Source organism: Arthrobacter rhamnosi (assembly GCF_054510855.1).
In genome coordinates, this window is the sequence record NZ_JBTNDT010000003.1 from 134,887 (window position 1) to 151,115 (window position 16,229).

Genomic DNA, 16,229 nt, shown 5'->3' on the forward strand with positions numbered 1-16,229 from the left:
CACCCGCTGGCCGCAGTCCCCGGAAGGGGCCGGGCCGCAAGGGTCGCGCTACCGTCGGCCTGTCACCCGGGGAATCCGAAGCAGGGGTAGAACTCCTCCACACCGGGTCGGGCAATTTCGATGCAGCGTGACTTCGCCTGTTCCAGGACCGCAGTGGTGTCCGCGCCCGTAGCCGTGAAGTCTCCGACCGTCACGGACACTTCCGCGGTGGCTGCGCGCATCAGATTATTGTCCGTCGCGTTCACGTTGCCCTCGCCGGGGAAGTGTTCGTGGTTATGGGCCGTGTCGTGCTGAAGGGGGCCGGTGGCCGTCCAGGACGCCGAGAGTGCGATGGTAATGGGGTCTCCGTTGCCGTCGGAGCCCGCCAGCTGGGTGTCGATGGAGGCGGTGGTCAGCCGGGGATCAACCACCAGGGGCGCCATGTTCCGGCCCTCCGCCTGGAACAGTACTGCGCCCCCGCCCCCGCCCCCTCCCGCGGCAGCGCTGACCGGGCCGGACGCCGCGGCACAGGTGTCGGTGACGCGTACGAACACGGCGGTGAGGCCCTGCTTGTTGACGGGGCCGGGCTGATTCGCATACATGGCGACGCTCGAGGAGACGAATATTTCAGTCTGCTCGCAGCCGACAGTGGTCACCACGTCCGCGTCGGCATGGGTCGACCGGATCGTATGGTAGATGCTGGGAGCGGCTCCCGCCGGTGCAGCCCCTAGCCCCACTAATCCCGCAACAGCGAGTCCACTCAGTAAGCGTTTCATGACTACTCCTGTGGGTCGGATACCTTATTCCTGCCTTGTTCGAGGCTGATCACCTCGGATACGGGGCGCCCGTTGACCTCCGGGCGCTCGCGACCTCACCTGGGGTCGTAGCTGCGTACTCCCGGTGGCCCTTACGGGGCCCGTCGTTCCACTCGCGGCTTGCGCTGCGCGTAGTGGTGCCCGAATGAGTCCGTGTAGATGTCGACGGAACGGAGTGTCTCATCCGAGGTGTCCTCCGCCGCATCATGGGCGTGGACCACGGGAGTGTCGCCATCGGTGCGATCTGCCGGCCCGAGGAACACGGCGGCGGCCGTATCGAGCCCTTGGAAGAACGACGGATGGGTCTTCCTCTTCGTCACGACCAGTGGTGCTGTGGGCTGCTCGGCGGGGTGCGGCGTATCCCCGACCCCTGCGGGTTCGGAGGTGGGACGACCGAAGAGGCGCCGATCGAAGAGGTGCTGATGCTGCTTTTTCGGGTTCCGGTGAATTCTCATCACACACCTGTTTCATGCTGGGAGTACTATTCTACTCCGCTCGGCCCTTACATCCCCGGGCTCCGCCCCTCGGAATTCGGGTGCCCCCGCGCCCGATGCCCGCCTCGGGTGGGTGGCATGGACCGGTCGCGATGTGGCTGCCCGTCGACTCCGGAGCAGTCCCGGGCATAGAGTCGTCAGAGCCCCTTCACCGAAAGTTGACCCCTATCACTTCCCGTCGTGCCCCCCGTTCCCGCGCCCTTCTCACCCTCACCGCACTACTTCTGGTGACCGGTTGCGTCTCGAGCGAGCCGCCGGATGCCGCTGAGTCTGCGGCGCCTGCGGCGTCCGTCGTTCTCGCACATCCCGGTGCCGAGAAGCGCCAGGTGGTGGCAGGCACCGATACCCAGACGTCGATCCACATGAGCAGCATGGTGTTCGACCGCAGCCCGGCGGCGGTGGTCGTCGCCCGCCGGATCGAGGGGGGATCGGCCCCCGTCGACGCCGATCTCACCGCAGCATCGAGTGCTGCGGCGGGCCTCCATGTCCCCCTCCTGGTGGTGAGCCCGGGTGGATCCGCTGCGGCGGAAGTCACGGCCGAGCTCGAACGGCTGGAGGTCGAGACCGTCATCGGGTACGGAGACCCGGCGGCCGACTGGGAAGCCCTCGCCGCGCAGCGCGCCCTCGTGGCTGGTCCTACGTCGGCGGCAGAGTTCGAAAACGTTCTGGGGCTGGCTGTTACTCCCGTCCCCGTGGAGGACGACGTCGTCGCCTCGGTCCGCGAACTGGGCGGACCCGACCCCCGCCTGCTCACGCTGGTACCGGCCGCGACACCGCCGGCACCTGAGCCATCGCCTGGTGCCTCGGCAACCGGAGCCCACTCCACGGGTGAGGGGCTCGCAGCCCTCGCTACTGCAGGGAAGGTACCGGACTTCACGGCGGCGGCCCAGCCCATCCGGGCACTGGTGCTGGCCACGCGCTCCTCCGCGCTGGCACCTCTGGCGACAGCACGGGCCGCCGGAGCCGAGGTCGAACTGGTGACGGAGCCGGACCCGCGAGCCACCAGTCGAACGGTGGATGTCGTACGGTCCTCCGCCGATCGGGCGATCCTCGCCGTGGGTGACGCGTTCGGATCCCAGGAGATCTTCGCCGAGCGGGTCCAGGTCGCGACGACGGCTGCACAGCTGCCCGGCGGCGGCCAGACCGTCTTTCCCGGCCGCCGCATGGTGGCCCTCTACGGGCACCCCAGCGGCCCCTTCCTGGGAGCGCTGGGCGAACAGGGCATCGAGGCGACACTCGCTCGGGTGAAGGATCTCGCCGCCCAGTACCAGCCGTTCAGCGACGAGCCCGTCGTCCCAGCTCTCGATCTGATCGCCACCGTCGCCAGCGCCGACCCCGGTACCGACGGCGATTACTCCAGCGAAACCTCGATCGAAGAGCTCACACCCTGGATCGACGCCGCCGAGGAACAGGGTGTGTACGTGGTGCTGGACCTGCAGTCGGGGCGCTCCGACTTCCTGTCCCAGGCCAAGCTCTACGAAGAGCTTCTTGCCCGGCCGTCCGTCGGCCTCGCCCTGGACCCGGAGTGGAGGCTTCTCCCGGGCCAACAGCCGCTTCAGCAGATCGGCACCGTGGACACCGCCGAAATCAACGCGGCCACCACCTGGCTCGCCGATCTGACCCGGGACCGCGCCCTGCCGCAGAAACTCCTGATGATCCACCAGTTCCGCATCGACATGATCACCGATCGCGAGGGCCTGGACGTGTCGAGGACGGAGCTGGCGGTGACCCTGCACGCAGACGGTCATGGGACTCCTGCCCAGAAACTGGATACCTGGTTCGCTCTGCAGTCCGTCCCTCCCCAGGGGATCTGGCCCTCCTGGAAGAACTTCTACGACGAGGACCAGCCGATGCTGACACCGGAGCAGACCTACACACTCGTCGATCCGAAGCCCTGGCTGGTCACCTACCAGTAGTCGCCTCACCAGGACCCTCTGCTACTCCCGTGGGCCACTCGGCGGGCCGCCGAGTAGCCGGAGGAAGCCGGCAGGATCCAAGCGGCGCCTGCCGCCACGCCCGTGCTGAGCGTCCTGGCGGACGGCCAGCAGGACAGACGCCCTCAGGCCAGGGCTGCGATCGCGCGGTTCTGGCTGCGCCCGAAGGTCAGGGCGTCGACGGAGAAGCGACCGGCGCCGACCAGGGCGAGAGCGGCTGCACCGGCCGCGAGGACGAGCACGAGTTCGTATCCGCCCTTGTCGGCGAAGATGCCGGCGGGGGCGTGGACCAGGAAGAGGGCACCGAGCATGTCCAGGGCCAGGAGGGCGGCGACTGGTCGGACCAGTACGCCGAGGATGAGGGCAGCCCCGCCGACGAGTTCGAGGAAGCCGACGGCCGGTCCGATCAACTCGGCTGCCGGAACCCCCATCTGGGCGAAGGCTGCCTGTGTACCGGGGATGGTGTAGTCGAAGATCTTCTGCCAGCCGTGGGCAAGGAAGATGACGCCCAGGGCGACGCGCAGGACCGTGCGGGCAAGGGTGGACTTCGTGGAGTCGGAGGTCTGGGAGGACATTCGATCGTGCCTTTCGCTCAACGGAGTGGGCGAGGGCGCGAGGAGGGCGCCGCACGAATTAGTTGTAGCTTCAACTAAAGACTACGGACGATCACTTGAAGAATCAAGCTTTGGTGATCGAGATCCCCTGCCCGGGACCGCGCCGGTCGCCTGCCAGTAGCCGCCTCACCAGGACCTTCTGCTACTCCCCTGGGCCGAGGGCGGGCCGCGGGAGGGGGTATTCAAGACGATTCCAGGCCGGAATGCAACCACTTATTAGTGTTGCATCGTCCTCCGGGCAGCAACTAGCCTCGTTGCCATCAAGCCGTCGAGGAGCGCCACCGGCGCTGGGAGGAGGAGCACGTCACCGCTGACCACTACCGATCATCGACTGTCCAATCCCCCGAAAGCCCCTCGCGAGGGGCTTTCCCTATTGTGTCCGTGAGGCGGACCTAGGCGAGGGTGACGAGCTCCAGGTAGTCGGAGTTCCACAGGTCCTCGACGCCGTCCGGCAGCAGGACGACCCGCTCGGGATCGAGTGCATCGACTGCACCCTCGTCGTGGCTGACCATGACCACGGCCCCGCTGTAGTTCTTGAGGGCCCCCAGGATCTCTGCGCGGCTCGCCGGGTCCAGGTTGTTCGTCGGCTCGTCGAGGAGCAGCACGTTCGCCGAGGACGCGACGATGGTCGCCAGAGCGAGGCGTGTCTTCTCGCCGCCGGAGAGCACCCCGGCGGGCTTGTCGACGTCGTCGCCCGAGAAGAGGAACGAACCGAGGATGCCGCGCACTTCCGCGTCCTGCATGTCCGGGGCCGAGGACTTCATGTTCTCGAGGACCGTCCGCTGGGTGTCCAGCGTCTCGTGCTCCTGGGCGTAGTACCCGACCTTGAGCCCGTGGCCCGCGATGACCTGCCCCGTATCGGGCTTGTCCACACCCGCGAGCATGCGCAGCAGGGTGGTCTTCCCGGCACCGTTGAGTCCGAGGATGACCACCTTCGACCCGCGGTCGATCGCGAGGTCCACGTCGGTGAAGATCTCGAGCGAACCGTAGGACTTGCTGAGCCCCTCGGCCGTCATGGGCGTCTTGCCACAGGGGGACGGCTCGGGGAAGCGGAGGGCCGCGACGCGGTCCGAGGCCCGCACCGCGTCGAGGCCACCGAGGAGGCGTTCGGCGCGCTTGGCCATGTTCTGCGCGGCCACGGCCTTCGAGGCCTTCGCCCGCATCTTGTTCGCCTGGTCCATGAGGACCTGGGCCTTCTTCTCGGCGTTGGCGCGCTCGCGCTTCCGGGCCCGCTCGTCCGTCTCGCGCTGGAGCTGGTAACGCTTCCAGCCCATGTTGTAGACGTCGATGGTCGCGCGGTTGGCGTCCAGCTGGAACACCTTGTTGACGGTCGCCTCGAGGAGCTCGACGTCGTGGCTGATCACGATGAGCCCGCCCTGGTGGTTCTTCAGGAAGTCACGCAGCCAGGCGATGGAGTCGGCGTCGAGGTGGTTCGTGGGCTCGTCGAGGAGCATCGTCTCCGCACTCGAGAACAGGATGCGGGCGAGCTCGACGCGCCGGCGCTGGCCGCCGGACAGGGTCTTCAGCGGCTGGTTGAGGATGCGCTCGGGCAGGGCGAGGTTCGAGGAGATGGACGCCGCTTCGGCCTCAGCGGCGTACCCGCCACCGGCGAGGAATGCGGCTTCGATGCGGTCGTAGCGGGCCATCGCCTTGTTGCGCACCGACGTCTTCTCGCTGGCCATGTCCTCATGGGCCTGGCGGAGTTCGCCGACGACGGCATCGAGGTTGCGCGCCGAGAGGATCCGGTCACGGGCCAGCTGCTCCATGTTCGGCGTGCGGGGGTCCTGCGGCAGGTAGCCGATCTCACCGGAACGGGTCACCGTGCCACCTGCGGGGAGGGATTCCCCGGCGAGCACCTTGGTGAGGGTGGTCTTGCCGGCGCCGTTGCGCCCGACGAGCCCGATCTTGTCGCCCTTGTCCACACGGAAGGACACCTCGTCCATGAGCAGGCGGGCACCAGCCCGGAGCTCCAAGTTCGATACGTTGATCACGGTGAGGCCTTTCGATGGTGCCGGAGACGGCGTTTTCTTGTAGGAATCCCACAAGGGATCCCCGAATGACCGGCGCTAGTCTCGGTACAGAAGCAGTTACGGCTGGAGGAATTCGACAAATCACCGGAAGAGCCGGTGCGACTCCGGCCTGCTGAAGGAGCGTGCGCCATGCAGCCAGCGGAGCAAACCGTCACCGGACCGGCCGGCGGGAGCCGGCGGTCGTCCCGGAAGCGGTGGGATACCACCGATCTCTCGCTGGTTGCGGTCTTTGCCGCCCTCATCGCCGCCCTTGCAATCTTACCCGGTATACCGGTCGGCCCGCTCGGCGTGCCCATCACGCTGCAGACCCTCGGTGTCATGCTCGCCGGCATCGTGCTCGGACCGGGACGCGGAGCGGCCGCCGTCCTGCTCTACCTGGTCGCCGGGCTGATCGGCCTGCCGGTCTTCAGCGGCTTCAACGGCGGCTTCGGCGTCCTCGGCGGACCGTCGGCCGGATACCTCCTCGCGTTCCCCCTCGCAGCACTCGTCGCGGGCCTGCTGGCCGTCGTCGTGCTGCGCAGGGCGCGCCGGTTCCGCGCGGGCCTCCTCTTCCTCGCCTGCCTGGCGGCCAGTCTCCTGACCATCCACCCGCTGGGCGTGGCGGGACTCATGGTGAACGCCGGCCTCCCCCTGCGCGAGGCGGTCCTCATCGACGCCGCGTACCTCCCCGGCGACGTGGTCAAGAACGTCCTGGCCGCCCTCATCGCCGTGTCGGTCCACCGCGCCTTCCCCCGACTGCTCTCCACCCGGAGGCGCGCACCCCGTGATTGAGTTCAGGGGCGCCGCCGTCCGGACGGACGACGGCGAGGCCCGAACGCTCATCCACCCCCTCACGCTCACCCTGGCGGAACGGCGGGTGTCGGTGATCGGGGCCAACGGCTCCGGGAAGTCGACCCTGCTGCGCCTGATCAACGGCCTGCTGGCCCCGTCCGAGGGATCGGTGGCGGTCTTCGGACAGGACACCCGGACCGCGGGGCGGGCCGTGCGCCGCGCCGTCGGGTTCGTCTTCACCGATCCCCTGTCGCAGCTCGTCATGCCGACGGGGCGCGAGGACGTCGAGCTGTCTCTCCGGGCCCAGAAGCTTCCTGCCGCAGAGCGCCGCCGGCGGGGTGAGGACGTCCTGCGGCGGTTCGGCGTGGCGCACCTCGCGGACCGCAGCATCTACGACCTGTCCGGCGGTGAGCGCCAGATCCTCGCCCTCGCCGTCGTCCTCGCGGTGGAGCCTCGAATCCTCGTGGCGGACGAGCCGACCACGCTGCTCGACCTCCGCAACGACGCCCGGGTCCGCGCGCTCATCGCGGGCCTCGACCAGCAGGTCGTCTTCACCACCCACAACCTCGACTTCGCCCTCGAGAGCGACCGGACACTCGTGGTCGACGACGGCAGGGTCGTCTTCGACGGTGCGCCTGCGGACGCCGTGGCGCTCTACCGCGGGCTGGCGGCAGCGGTGCCGGACGGCCGGCCGTGAGGGGCTTCGGCAGTACCCTCGGCCTGTACGAGCACGGCCGGGGCTTCCTGTACCGGCTGCCGCTCCCGCTCAAGGCGGCGGCCTCCCTCGTATGCGCCGTCGCCGTCGTGGCATGGCGATCGCCGGTGACCACGGCCGCAGCACTGGCCGTGACGGCCGGTGCGCTCCTGGCCGGAGCACGACTCTCCCCCGCGCGCGTGCTGCGCATGCTCCTGCCGGCGGCGCCCGTCCTCGGAATCCTCGCGCTCTACCAGGGCGTGGCCCAGGGGTGGCTGCGCGCGTTCGTGGTCGTGGGCGGCATCGTGGCCTGCCTGCAGGCGGCGCGGGCGGTGACCCTCACGACGCCGACGCAGGAGCTCCTCGACGGGGTGGTGCGGCTGGTGCGGCCCTTCCGCCGGCTCGGCGCCGATCCGGAACGCTTCGCCCTCGCCCTCTCGATCATGCTGCGGAGCATCCCATACCTCGCGGGCCTGTTCGTCGACGTCCGCGAGGCAGCCCGTGCGCGGGGACTGGACCGGAGCCCGCGCGTCGCCGTGACGCCGCTGGTCGTCGGCGCGGTGGCGTATGCCCACCGGACGGGCGAGGCGCTTGCAGCGAGGGGCCTCGGCGACCACGAGGACGGGGACGACGAGGACGGAGACCCCGGGGCAGCCGGCCGTCGTCGGAACCCGACGGACGGCTGAGTTCCCCCGGAACGACGAAGAGGGCGGCCCCAGCGCATGCTGGTGCCGCCCTCCGGCTGATCGCCGGGGAAACTCAGATGTTGAAGCCGAGAGCCCGCATCTGGTCGCGGCCGTCCTCGGTGATCTTCTCGGGACCCCACGGCGGCATCCACACCCAGTTCAACCGCCACTCATCGACGACGCCGTCCAGCGCCTGGCCGACCTGCTCCTCGAGCACATCGGTCAGCGGGCACGCGGCCGTGGTGAGCGTCATGTCGATCAGGAGGGCGCCGTCCTCGGCGTACTTCAGGCCGTAGAGGAGCCCGAGGTCGACGACGTTCACGCCGAGCTCCGGGTCGATGACGTCCCGCAGCGCTTCCTCGATGTCATCCAGCGCGGTCTGCGCCTGCTGCACATCACTCATCGCACTCTTCCTTCCGAACAGTAGTCAGGTGGTCCGGCACGCGGACGTGCCGGGGATCCTGGTGGTCCTAGGCCTCGACCGCGGACTGGGCCGTGAATCGATCGTAGCCCTCTTCCTCGAGGCGGTCGGCGAGTTCCGGACCGCCCTCTTCGGCGATGCGGCCGGCCACGAACACGTGCACGAAGTCCGGCTTGATGTAGCGCAGGATCCGCGTGTAGTGGGTGATGAGCAGCGTGCCCATCTCGCCCTTCGAGTGCTCGCGGTTGACTCCCTCGGAGACGACCTTCAGGGCGTCGACGTCGAGTCCGGAGTCGGTCTCGTCGAGGATCGCGAACTTCGGGCGGAAGAGCTCGAGCTGGAGGATCTCGACGCGCTTCTTCTCGCCGCCGGAGAAGCCCTCGTTGACGTTGCGCTGGGCGAAGTCCGCGTCGATGCGCAGCTGCGACATGGCAGCCTTGACGTCCTTGGTCCAGTGCCGCAGGCTCGGGGCTTCGCCGTCGAGGGCGGTCTTGGCCGTGCGCAGGAAGTTGGTCATCGTGACGCCGGGTACCTCGACGGGGTACTGCATGGCCAGGAAGAGGCCGGCGCGGGCACGCTCGTCGACGCTCATGGACAGGACGTCCTCGCCGTCGAGCGTGATGGAGCCGCTGTCGACCCTGTAGCGGGGGTGCCCGGCGATCGTCGACGCCAGGGTCGACTTGCCGGAACCGTTGGGGCCCATGATCGCGTGGGTCTCGCCGGTGTTGATCGTCAGCGTGACGCCCTTGAGGATGGGGATGTTGCCCTGCTCGGTGTCGATGCTGACGTGCAGGTCCTTGATTTCAAGTGTGGACATCGTGTTCTTTCTCCTTCGCCTGCTGTGCAGGAAGTGTGTGCGTGGACGGCCGCGCTAGCCGAACTGCGGGGCGGGGGCTCCGTTGGTGACCGTCGTGATATCGACATAGACGTCGCCGTCGTGGATCTCGAGTGCGAACACCGGGACCGGTTCGTAGGCGGGGAGCTGCAGCGGGGCACCGCTGCGCAGGTCGAACTGGGAGCCGTGGCCCCAGCACTCGATGGTGCAGCCCTCGACATCGCCCTCGGACAGAGAGACGTCCGCGTGGGAGCAGGTGTCGCCGAGGGCGTGGATCTCACCGTCCGAGTCACGGACGATGACGACGGGATAGTCATCGATGAGCACGCGCAGCGCCTGCTTCACCTGGATGTCGTCGACGCTGCAGATCAGCTCGCCGCTGGGGCCATCGGCCATCAGAGGTTGCCTGCCGCGAGTTCACGCTCGACCGACTCGGAGAGCCGCTCCTCGAGCGCGGGTACCTTGATCTGCTGGATGACCTCGGTGAGGAAGCCGCGGACCACGAGGCGGCGCGCATCCTTCTCGGGGATCCCGCGGGCCATCAGGTAGAAGAGGTGCTCGTCGTCGAACCGGCCGGTGGCGCTGGCGTGGCCCGCGCCCTCGATGAGGCCCGTCTCAATCTCGAGGTTGGGGACCGAGTCGGACCGCGCGCCGTCCGTGAGGATGAGGTTGCGGTTGGTCTCGTAGGTGTCCGTCCCCTCGGCCGCCTTGCGGATCAGCACGTCACCGACCCACACGGTGTGCGCGTCCTTGCCCTGCAGGGCACCCTTGTAGGTGACGCGGGACTTGCAGTTGGGCACGGCGTGGTCGACCAGCAGTCGCTGCTCGAGGTGCTGGCCGGCGTCGGCGAAGTACAGGCCGTACATCTCGACCTCTGCGCCGGGGGCGGTGAAGATCGAGGACGGCGTGAGGCGCACGAGGTCGCCGCCGAGGCTGACGACGACGTGCTTGTAGCGCGCGTCGCGTCCCACCTTCGCCTGCTGCGAGGAGACGTGCACGGCGTCGTCGTCCCATTCCTGGACGCTGACGACCGTGAGTTCCGCGCCGTCACCGACGACGATCTCGACGTTCTGGGCGAGCGTGACGGAGCCGGAGTGGTCCAGCACGACGACGGCCTTCGAGAAGGCCTCCGCGCGGATCAGGAGGTGCTGAGCGGCTGCCGCGGACGCCGAGCCGGTGACGCTGACCATGACCTCGCCGTCGGCCACCGTCTCCTTCGGGATGGTGATGACGGTCGCTTCGGTGAAGGCGTTCCAGGCTGCCGCGGACACACGGTCCTCCGGCGTCGCCGCGGTGCCCAGGCGCGCGTCGCCGCGCCCGACCGTCTCGACGGTGACGTTGCCGGCACCGGTCACCTCGACGGCCGGAGCCGCGCCCGTCGGTGCGTCGGTGTGCAGTCCGCGCAGGCGCTTGAGCGGCGTGAAGCGCCAGTCCTCCTCGAGGCCCGTCAGGGCCGGGAAGTCGGCGACGTCGAAGGACCTCCGGCGCTCCCCGCGGGACGCCTCGGGGACGACGGGGGCGTTGCCGTGGCTGTGCTTCTTGAGCCCGAGCTGCTCGGTGCCCGCGTTGCGCGCCGAAAGCCGCTCGCCCTCCTCCGTGAAACCGTCGATGGCGGCCGAGGCGCCCGAGGGGGCGCCCAGGCGGGCCTTCTCGTCGAGGTCGCCGAGGTCGGTGACCTCTCCCTCGGGCGCGGTGTTGGGCGAAATTTCCGTGTGGGTGGTCTCAGCCATTGCTAGCCTACGGCCCCTTCCATCTGCAGTTCGATCAGCCGGTTCAGCTCGAGCGCGTACTCCATGGGCAGCTCACGGGCGATCGGCTCGATGAAGCCGCGCACGATCATGGCCATGGCCTCGTCCTCGGGGAGCCCGCGGGACATCAGGTAGAAGAGCTGCTCCTCGCTGACGCGCGACACGGTGGCCTCGTGGCCCATGGTGACGTCGTCCTCGCGGATGTCGACGTACGGATACGTGTCCGAGCGCGAGATGGTGTCGACCAGCAGCGCGTCGCAGCGCACGGTGTTCGCCGAGTGCTTCGCCCCCTCACGGACCTGGACGAGCCCGCGGTAGGCCGCACGCCCGCCGCCGCGCGCCACGGACTTGGAGATGATCGAGGACTTCGTGTTCGGCGCGATGTGCACCATCTTCGAGCCGGTGTCCTGGTGCTGGCCCTCGCCCGCGAAGGCGATGGAGAGCGTCTCGCCCTTGGCGTGTTCGCCGACCAGGTAGACGGCCGGGTACTTCATGGTGACCTTGGAGCCGATGTTGCCGTCGATCCACTCCATGGTGGCGCCCTCATGCGCGATGGCGCGCTTGGTGACGAGGTTGTACACGTTGTTCGACCAGTTCTGGATGGTGGTGTAGCGGACGCGCGCGCCCTTCTTCACCACGATCTCGACGACGGCGGAGTGCAGGGAGTCCGACGTGTAGATCGGGGCGGTGCAGCCCTCGATGTAGTGCACGTAGGAGTCCTCGTCCGCGATGATCAGCGTGCGCTCGAACTGGCCCATGTTCTCCGTGTTGATGCGGAAGTAGGCCTGCAGGGGGATCTCGACGTGGACGCCCTTGGGCACGTAGACGAACGATCCGCCCGACCAGACGGCCGTGTTGAGCGACGCGAACTTGTTGTCGCCGACGGGGATGATCGTGCCGAAGTACTCCTTGAAGATCTCCGGGTGCTCACGCAGGGCGGTGTCCGTGTCGAGGAAGATGACGCCCTGGCGCTCGAGGTCCTCGCGGAGCTGGTGGTAGACCACCTCGGACTCGTACTGGGCGGCGACGCCGGACACGAGGCGCGCACGCTCCGCCTCCGGGATGCCGAGCTTCTCGTACGTGTTGCGGATGTCCTCGGGGAGGTCCTCCCACGTGTTCGCCTGCTTCTCCGTGGAGCGCACGAAGTACTTGATGTTGTCGAAGTCGATGCCGGAGAGGTCTGCACCCCAGGCGGGCATAGGCTTGCGGTCGAAGTACTTGAGGCCCTTCAGGCGGAGATCGAGCATCCACTCGGGCTCGTTCTTCTTCGCGGAGATGTCGCGGACGACTTCCTCGCTCAGGCCGCGGCGCGCGTTGTCGCTCGCCTCGTTCTTGTCGGCCCAGCCGTACTGGTAGGTGCCGATGCCCTCGAGTTCCGGGTTCTTCTCCAGGATGTCGCTGATCACCGACTCCGGGACTGCCGACGCAGCTGGCTTGCGGTCTACTTGATCCGTCATCATGGCCTTCCTTGCTGATGGATGGATAACGTTGCTGGATTGCTGGGGGACGCGGATTCCGCGGCCGCGGGGACGGCGGTGGCTCCGGACGCTGCCGGAGCCGCCGTCGCCCTTCCCAGGGGTATGTGGGTGGTGCAGACGTGGCCGCCGCCGGCCAGTGTCGAGAGCCGGCGCACGTCGACGCCGAGCAGGCGGGCGAAGACGCCGGTCTCCTGGTCGCAGAACGCCGGGAAGGCCGAGGCCAGGCCCTGGATGGGGCAGTGCCCCTGGCAGAGCTGGACGCTGAGCATCGCCGGGCGGTTCGACGGGGTCGAGGAGGTACGGACGCCGCGTGCCTGCGGCATCCCGACGGTCTTGGTCGATCCGACGAATCCGTCAGCCGTCAGGGCACCCGCCAGGGCCTGGGCACGCGCCTCGAGGTCGGGGCCGGCGGCCTCGACGATGGGGCGGTAGCGCTCTTCCATGCCGGAGAAGCGGGTGCGTGCGAAGTCCTCGATGGCCTGGGGACCCGCGGCCTCACCGAGCTGCGTCAGTGCGGCGGTGGCAATGTCGAGGTAATCGTTGCCCATCTTGCTCTGGCCGCGCCGGCTCAGGACGTAGCGGCGGGCGGGGCGGCCGGCACCCGTGGCGGAACTGCGGACGCGCTTGACCTCGATGAGGCCGTCGGAGGAGAGGGCGTCGAGATGCCGGCGCATGGCGGCAGGCGTGAAGCCGAGACTGTTCCCGAGTTCCGCGGCGCTCACCGGTCCGCGCTCGAGCACGGCCGACAGCACCCGGTCGCGGGTGCGCTCATCAGAGTCCGGGGAGACGATCTGGGCCATCCGGTCGGCACGGCCGGCAGGGACATCGGGGGCGAGGCTGTCGTCCGCCGGAACGGCGGCGCGGGGCGATGCGGTCACAGTCCATTCCTCCCGTCGGCGACAAAATACACAACACAAGCATGACCTAATGTATTCCGCACCACCACTTAGGCGAGGCTACCCACCTGCGGCCCTCCGGCCTCCTACTACCTGACGTAGAATATTGGGGTGCCGACAACTTCCCCCGCCCTCGAGATCGAGGGCCTGATCAAGGATTTCGGTCCTGTCGGCTCCCTCGACGGCCGGATGGTGCGCGTGCTCGACGGCGTCAGCCTGAGTGCAGCCCACGGCGCGGTGACCGTGCTGCTCGGCGCCAATGGAGCAGGCAAGACGACGACGCTCGAGTGCGCCCAGGGGCTGCAGCGCGCCAATGGCGGTGTGGTCCGCCTCCTCGGCCAGGACCCCTACCGGGCCACACCTCAGCTGCGTGCCCGGGTCGGCGTGATGCTGCAGGACGGCGGGCTCCCGCCGTCGGTCCGGCCGCTGGCGCTGCTGCGCCATGTCGCCTCCATGTACAGTGCTCCCCTGCCCGTGGACGCGCTGGCCGAGCGCCTCGGCCTCGACGAGTTCGGTGCCGTCTCCATCCGCCGGCTGTCGGGAGGCCAGAAGCAGCGCCTGGCGCTGGCCTGCGCGCTGGTCGGACGGCCCGAGGTCGTCTTCCTCGACGAGCCGAGCGCGGGCCTGGACCCGCAATCCCGCTCGATCGTGTTCGACCTCATCCGGGAACTCCGCGCGGACGGCCTCGCGGTCATCCTCACCACCCACCTGCTCGACGACGCGCAGAAGCTCGCCGACTACGTGTACATCATCGAGGGCGGCAGCACCGTCGCCGAAGGCACCGTCGCGGACCTCACGGCCGACAAGGACGCCGAAGGGATGCGCGAGCTGCACTTCGAGACCGTTCCGGGCCTGACGCTTCCGTCCGACCTCCTCCCCCACCTGCACCAGCGCGAGCCCGACCCGGGGCACTATGTCCTCCGCGGGCCGCTGACGGCGGGCGACGTCGCGCGCCTGGCCGAGTGGTGGCACGCCTCCGGCGTGATGCCCACCGCGATCACGATGGCCCCCCGCTCGCTGGAGGACGTCTTCCTCGACATCTCCGGACGGAGCATCCGATGACACCGGGCACAGCAACTCCGCCGCAGGGCCTGCCGGGCACCGCCTCGGCCCGGGGCACAGCCGCCTCCCTGCCGGCCCGCGTCCTGCGCCATGGCGGGTACGAGGCCCTGGCGATGCTCCGCAACGGAGAGCAGCTCGTCCTGGCGATCGTCCTGCCCCTGCTGGCACTCACGGCCCTCGTGATCACTCCGCTGCTCGATGCCTACGGTTCCAGCCGCATCGACATCGCCGCGCCGGGGGTCCTCGCCCTCTGCACCATGTCCACCGCCTTCACGGGACAGGGCATCGCCACCGGCTTCGACCGCCGGTACGGGGTGCTCCGCTTCCTCTCGACCACGCCGCTCGGCCGTTCCGGGCTGATCCTCGGCAAGGCGGTCGCGGTCGCCGTCGTGCTCGCTGTCCAGCTCGTCGTGATCGGCGGTGCCGCCGCGCTCCTGGGCTGGTCCCCGAGGGCCGAGGGCATCCTTCCCGCCGCCGTCCTCCTGCTGGTCGGCTCGGCTGCCTTCACGGCCCTGGGGCTCCTCGTGGCGGGCACGCTCCGTCCGGAAGCCACCCTGGCCGTCACCAACCTTGTGTGGATCCTGCTGGCCGCTGCCGGCGGCGTGATCATCCCGGCAACGAGCCTGCCCGTTGCCGCCGAGCCGTTCGTCTCCGTGCTGCCGTCCGCCGCCCTCGGCGACGGACTGCGCAGCGCCCTGGTGGACGGCACCCTCGACCCCGTCGCGTGCCTCGTCCTCCTCGCCTGGGCCGCGCTCGCTAGCCTGGCGGCCATCCGCTGGTTCAAATGGAGCTGACGCCATGACCCTCCCCTCGATCTCCCGCCTCACGGACGCCCTTCCGCGGACCACGACGCCCCTCGTACGGCGCCTGGCGATCGCCTCGCTCGTCTCGCAGATCGCCATCGTCGTGACCGGAGGCGCGGTCCGCCTCACCGCGTCGGGCCTCGGCTGCCCGGAGTGGCCGCGCTGCACGCCGGACTCGATCGTCACCACGCCGGAAATGGGTCTCCACGGCGTGATCGAGTTCGGGAACAGACTCCTGACCTTCGTGCTGGTTCTCATCGCCGTCGCCATGATCGTCTCCGTGCTCGGGATGCGGCGGGAGCGCAGGGACCTGTTCCGGCTCTCCATCGGGCTCTTCCTCGGCATCCCGGCGCAGGCCGTCATCGGCGGCATCACCGTCTGGACCGGCCTGAACCCGTGGGTCGTCGGCCTCCACTTCCTCGTGTCCATGGTCCTCGTCGCCCTGGCGAGCGTGCTGGTCAATCGCGCGCGCCTCACCTTGGACCAGTACCGCGGCCGGAGGGATCCGGCAGCACCGCCCCTCCTGCGCCAGCTGCTCGTCACGGCGACGGTGCTGACCTCGATCGCCGTCGTGCTGGGCGTCGTCGTCACCGGTTCCGGTCCCCACGCCGGCGATCACGGGGCTGCCCGGAACGGGCTCGATTCCTACATCGTGACGCGCCTGCACGCCCTGCCGGTGTACCTGCTCGTCGCCACGGTGGCTCTCGCCGTCCTCCTCGCGTACCGTTCGCAGGTCCACGAGAAGCTGCGCCGGGCGCTCGTCATCCTCGCCGCCGTCGTTCTGGCGCAGGGCGCCATCGGGTACACGCAGCACTTCCTGCACCTGCCCGTCGCCCTCGTGGCGCTGCACATGCTCGGGGCGTCCCTGCTGATGGCTGCCGCGATCCACGCCCTCTACACCGGGACCACGCGGAAGCCGCTGCCGGGCACGACGACGGGATCTAGGGTGCCGCAGGCCGTCTCCTAGGA

17 protein-coding genes are annotated in these 16,229 nt (G+C 69.1%); 7 read left to right on the forward strand and 10 right to left on the reverse strand.

Annotation, left to right across the window (positions count from 1 at the left end; translation table 11 throughout):
- Window positions 1-62: 62 nt before the first annotated feature.
- Both ACX80I_RS07310 and ACX80I_RS07315 read right to left on the reverse strand, forming a co-directional pair.
- Window positions 63-635, reverse strand: a complete 573-nt coding sequence (locus ACX80I_RS07310; protein WP_459344462.1) for a hypothetical protein — start codon at window positions 633-635, stop codon at window positions 63-65.
- A gap of 251 nt (window positions 636-886) precedes the next feature.
- A complete protein-coding gene (locus tag ACX80I_RS07315) occupies window positions 887-1,249 on the reverse strand; it encodes a hypothetical protein (protein ID WP_459344463.1) in 363 nt (120 codons plus the stop codon).
- Between the two features lie 368 nt (window positions 1,250-1,617).
- Here ACX80I_RS07315 and ACX80I_RS07320 point away from each other — a divergent pair, with 368 nt between their 5' ends.
- Window positions 1,618-3,204: an amino acid adenylation domain-containing protein gene (locus ACX80I_RS07320; RefSeq protein ID WP_459344464.1), complete on the forward strand. Its 1,587-nt coding sequence runs from the start codon at window positions 1,618-1,620 to the stop codon at window positions 3,202-3,204.
- A 143-nt stretch (window positions 3,205-3,347) separates the two neighbouring features.
- On the opposite strand, the gene ACX80I_RS07325 is transcribed toward ACX80I_RS07320, so the two are convergent.
- On the reverse strand, window positions 3,348-3,797 hold the full coding sequence (locus tag ACX80I_RS07325; RefSeq protein WP_459344465.1) for a DoxX family protein: 450 nt from the start codon (window positions 3,795-3,797) through the stop codon (window positions 3,348-3,350).
- Between the two features lie 431 nt (window positions 3,798-4,228).
- Window positions 4,229-5,827, reverse strand: coding sequence for an ABC-F family ATP-binding cassette domain-containing protein (locus ACX80I_RS07330; protein ID WP_459344466.1), 1,599 nt, complete (start codon window positions 5,825-5,827; stop codon window positions 4,229-4,231).
- Between the two features lie 168 nt (window positions 5,828-5,995).
- Between ACX80I_RS07330 and ACX80I_RS07335 the strand changes: the two genes are divergently transcribed.
- From ACX80I_RS07335 to ACX80I_RS07345, 3 genes are read left to right on the forward strand one after another with little or no spacing between them, the layout of a single operon-like run.
- Window positions 5,996-6,637, forward strand: a complete 642-nt coding sequence (locus tag ACX80I_RS07335; RefSeq protein WP_459344467.1) for a biotin transporter BioY — start codon at window positions 5,996-5,998, stop codon at window positions 6,635-6,637.
- Window positions 6,630-7,334, forward strand: a complete 705-nt coding sequence (locus tag ACX80I_RS07340) for an energy-coupling factor ABC transporter ATP-binding protein (RefSeq protein WP_459344468.1) — start codon at window positions 6,630-6,632, stop codon at window positions 7,332-7,334. Before ACX80I_RS07335 ends, ACX80I_RS07340 begins: the two co-directional genes overlap by 8 nt.
- On the forward strand, window positions 7,331-8,017 hold the full coding sequence (locus ACX80I_RS07345; protein ID WP_459344469.1) for an energy-coupling factor transporter transmembrane component T family protein: 687 nt from the start codon (window positions 7,331-7,333) through the stop codon (window positions 8,015-8,017). The genes ACX80I_RS07340 and ACX80I_RS07345 overlap by 4 nt, the downstream gene beginning before the upstream one ends.
- Window positions 8,018-8,090: 73 nt before the next feature.
- On the opposite strand, the gene ACX80I_RS07350 is transcribed toward ACX80I_RS07345, so the two are convergent.
- The 6 genes from ACX80I_RS07350 to ACX80I_RS07375 form a co-directional block, all read right to left on the reverse strand.
- Window positions 8,091-8,420 (reverse strand): metal-sulfur cluster assembly factor, encoded by a 330-nt coding sequence (locus ACX80I_RS07350; protein ID WP_087073208.1) that lies wholly within the window; start codon window positions 8,418-8,420, stop codon window positions 8,091-8,093.
- 67 nt (window positions 8,421-8,487) lie between these two features.
- Complete coding sequence (gene sufC / locus ACX80I_RS07355; RefSeq protein WP_459344470.1) at window positions 8,488-9,255, reverse strand: Fe-S cluster assembly ATPase SufC; 768 nt, start codon at window positions 9,253-9,255, stop codon at window positions 8,488-8,490.
- 54 nt (window positions 9,256-9,309) lie between these two features.
- A complete protein-coding gene (locus ACX80I_RS07360; protein WP_459344471.1) occupies window positions 9,310-9,669 on the reverse strand; it encodes a non-heme iron oxygenase ferredoxin subunit in 360 nt (119 codons plus the stop codon).
- Window positions 9,669-11,003: a Fe-S cluster assembly protein SufD gene (gene sufD, locus ACX80I_RS07365; RefSeq protein WP_459344472.1), complete on the reverse strand. Its 1,335-nt coding sequence runs from the start codon at window positions 11,001-11,003 to the stop codon at window positions 9,669-9,671. The genes ACX80I_RS07360 and sufD overlap by 1 nt, the downstream gene beginning before the upstream one ends.
- A gap of 2 nt (window positions 11,004-11,005) precedes the next feature.
- A complete protein-coding gene (gene sufB / locus ACX80I_RS07370) occupies window positions 11,006-12,478 on the reverse strand; it encodes a Fe-S cluster assembly protein SufB (protein ID WP_087073216.1) in 1,473 nt (490 codons plus the stop codon).
- A complete protein-coding gene (locus tag ACX80I_RS07375) occupies window positions 12,478-13,299 on the reverse strand; it encodes a helix-turn-helix transcriptional regulator (protein ID WP_459344744.1) in 822 nt (273 codons plus the stop codon). Before ACX80I_RS07375 ends, sufB begins: the two co-directional genes overlap by 1 nt.
- Before the next feature lie 207 nt (window positions 13,300-13,506).
- Between ACX80I_RS07375 and ACX80I_RS07380 the strand changes: the two genes are divergently transcribed.
- From ACX80I_RS07380 to ACX80I_RS07390, 3 genes are read left to right on the forward strand one after another with little or no spacing between them, the layout of a single operon-like run.
- Window positions 13,507-14,457: an ABC transporter ATP-binding protein gene (locus ACX80I_RS07380; RefSeq protein WP_459344473.1), complete on the forward strand. Its 951-nt coding sequence runs from the start codon at window positions 13,507-13,509 to the stop codon at window positions 14,455-14,457.
- Complete coding sequence (locus tag ACX80I_RS07385; protein WP_459344474.1) at window positions 14,454-15,251, forward strand: ABC transporter permease; 798 nt, start codon at window positions 14,454-14,456, stop codon at window positions 15,249-15,251. Before ACX80I_RS07380 ends, ACX80I_RS07385 begins: the two co-directional genes overlap by 4 nt.
- A 4-nt stretch (window positions 15,252-15,255) precedes the next feature.
- Window positions 15,256-16,227, forward strand: coding sequence for a COX15/CtaA family protein (locus ACX80I_RS07390; protein WP_459344475.1), 972 nt, complete (start codon window positions 15,256-15,258; stop codon window positions 16,225-16,227).
- Window positions 16,228-16,229 lie beyond the last annotated feature (2 nt).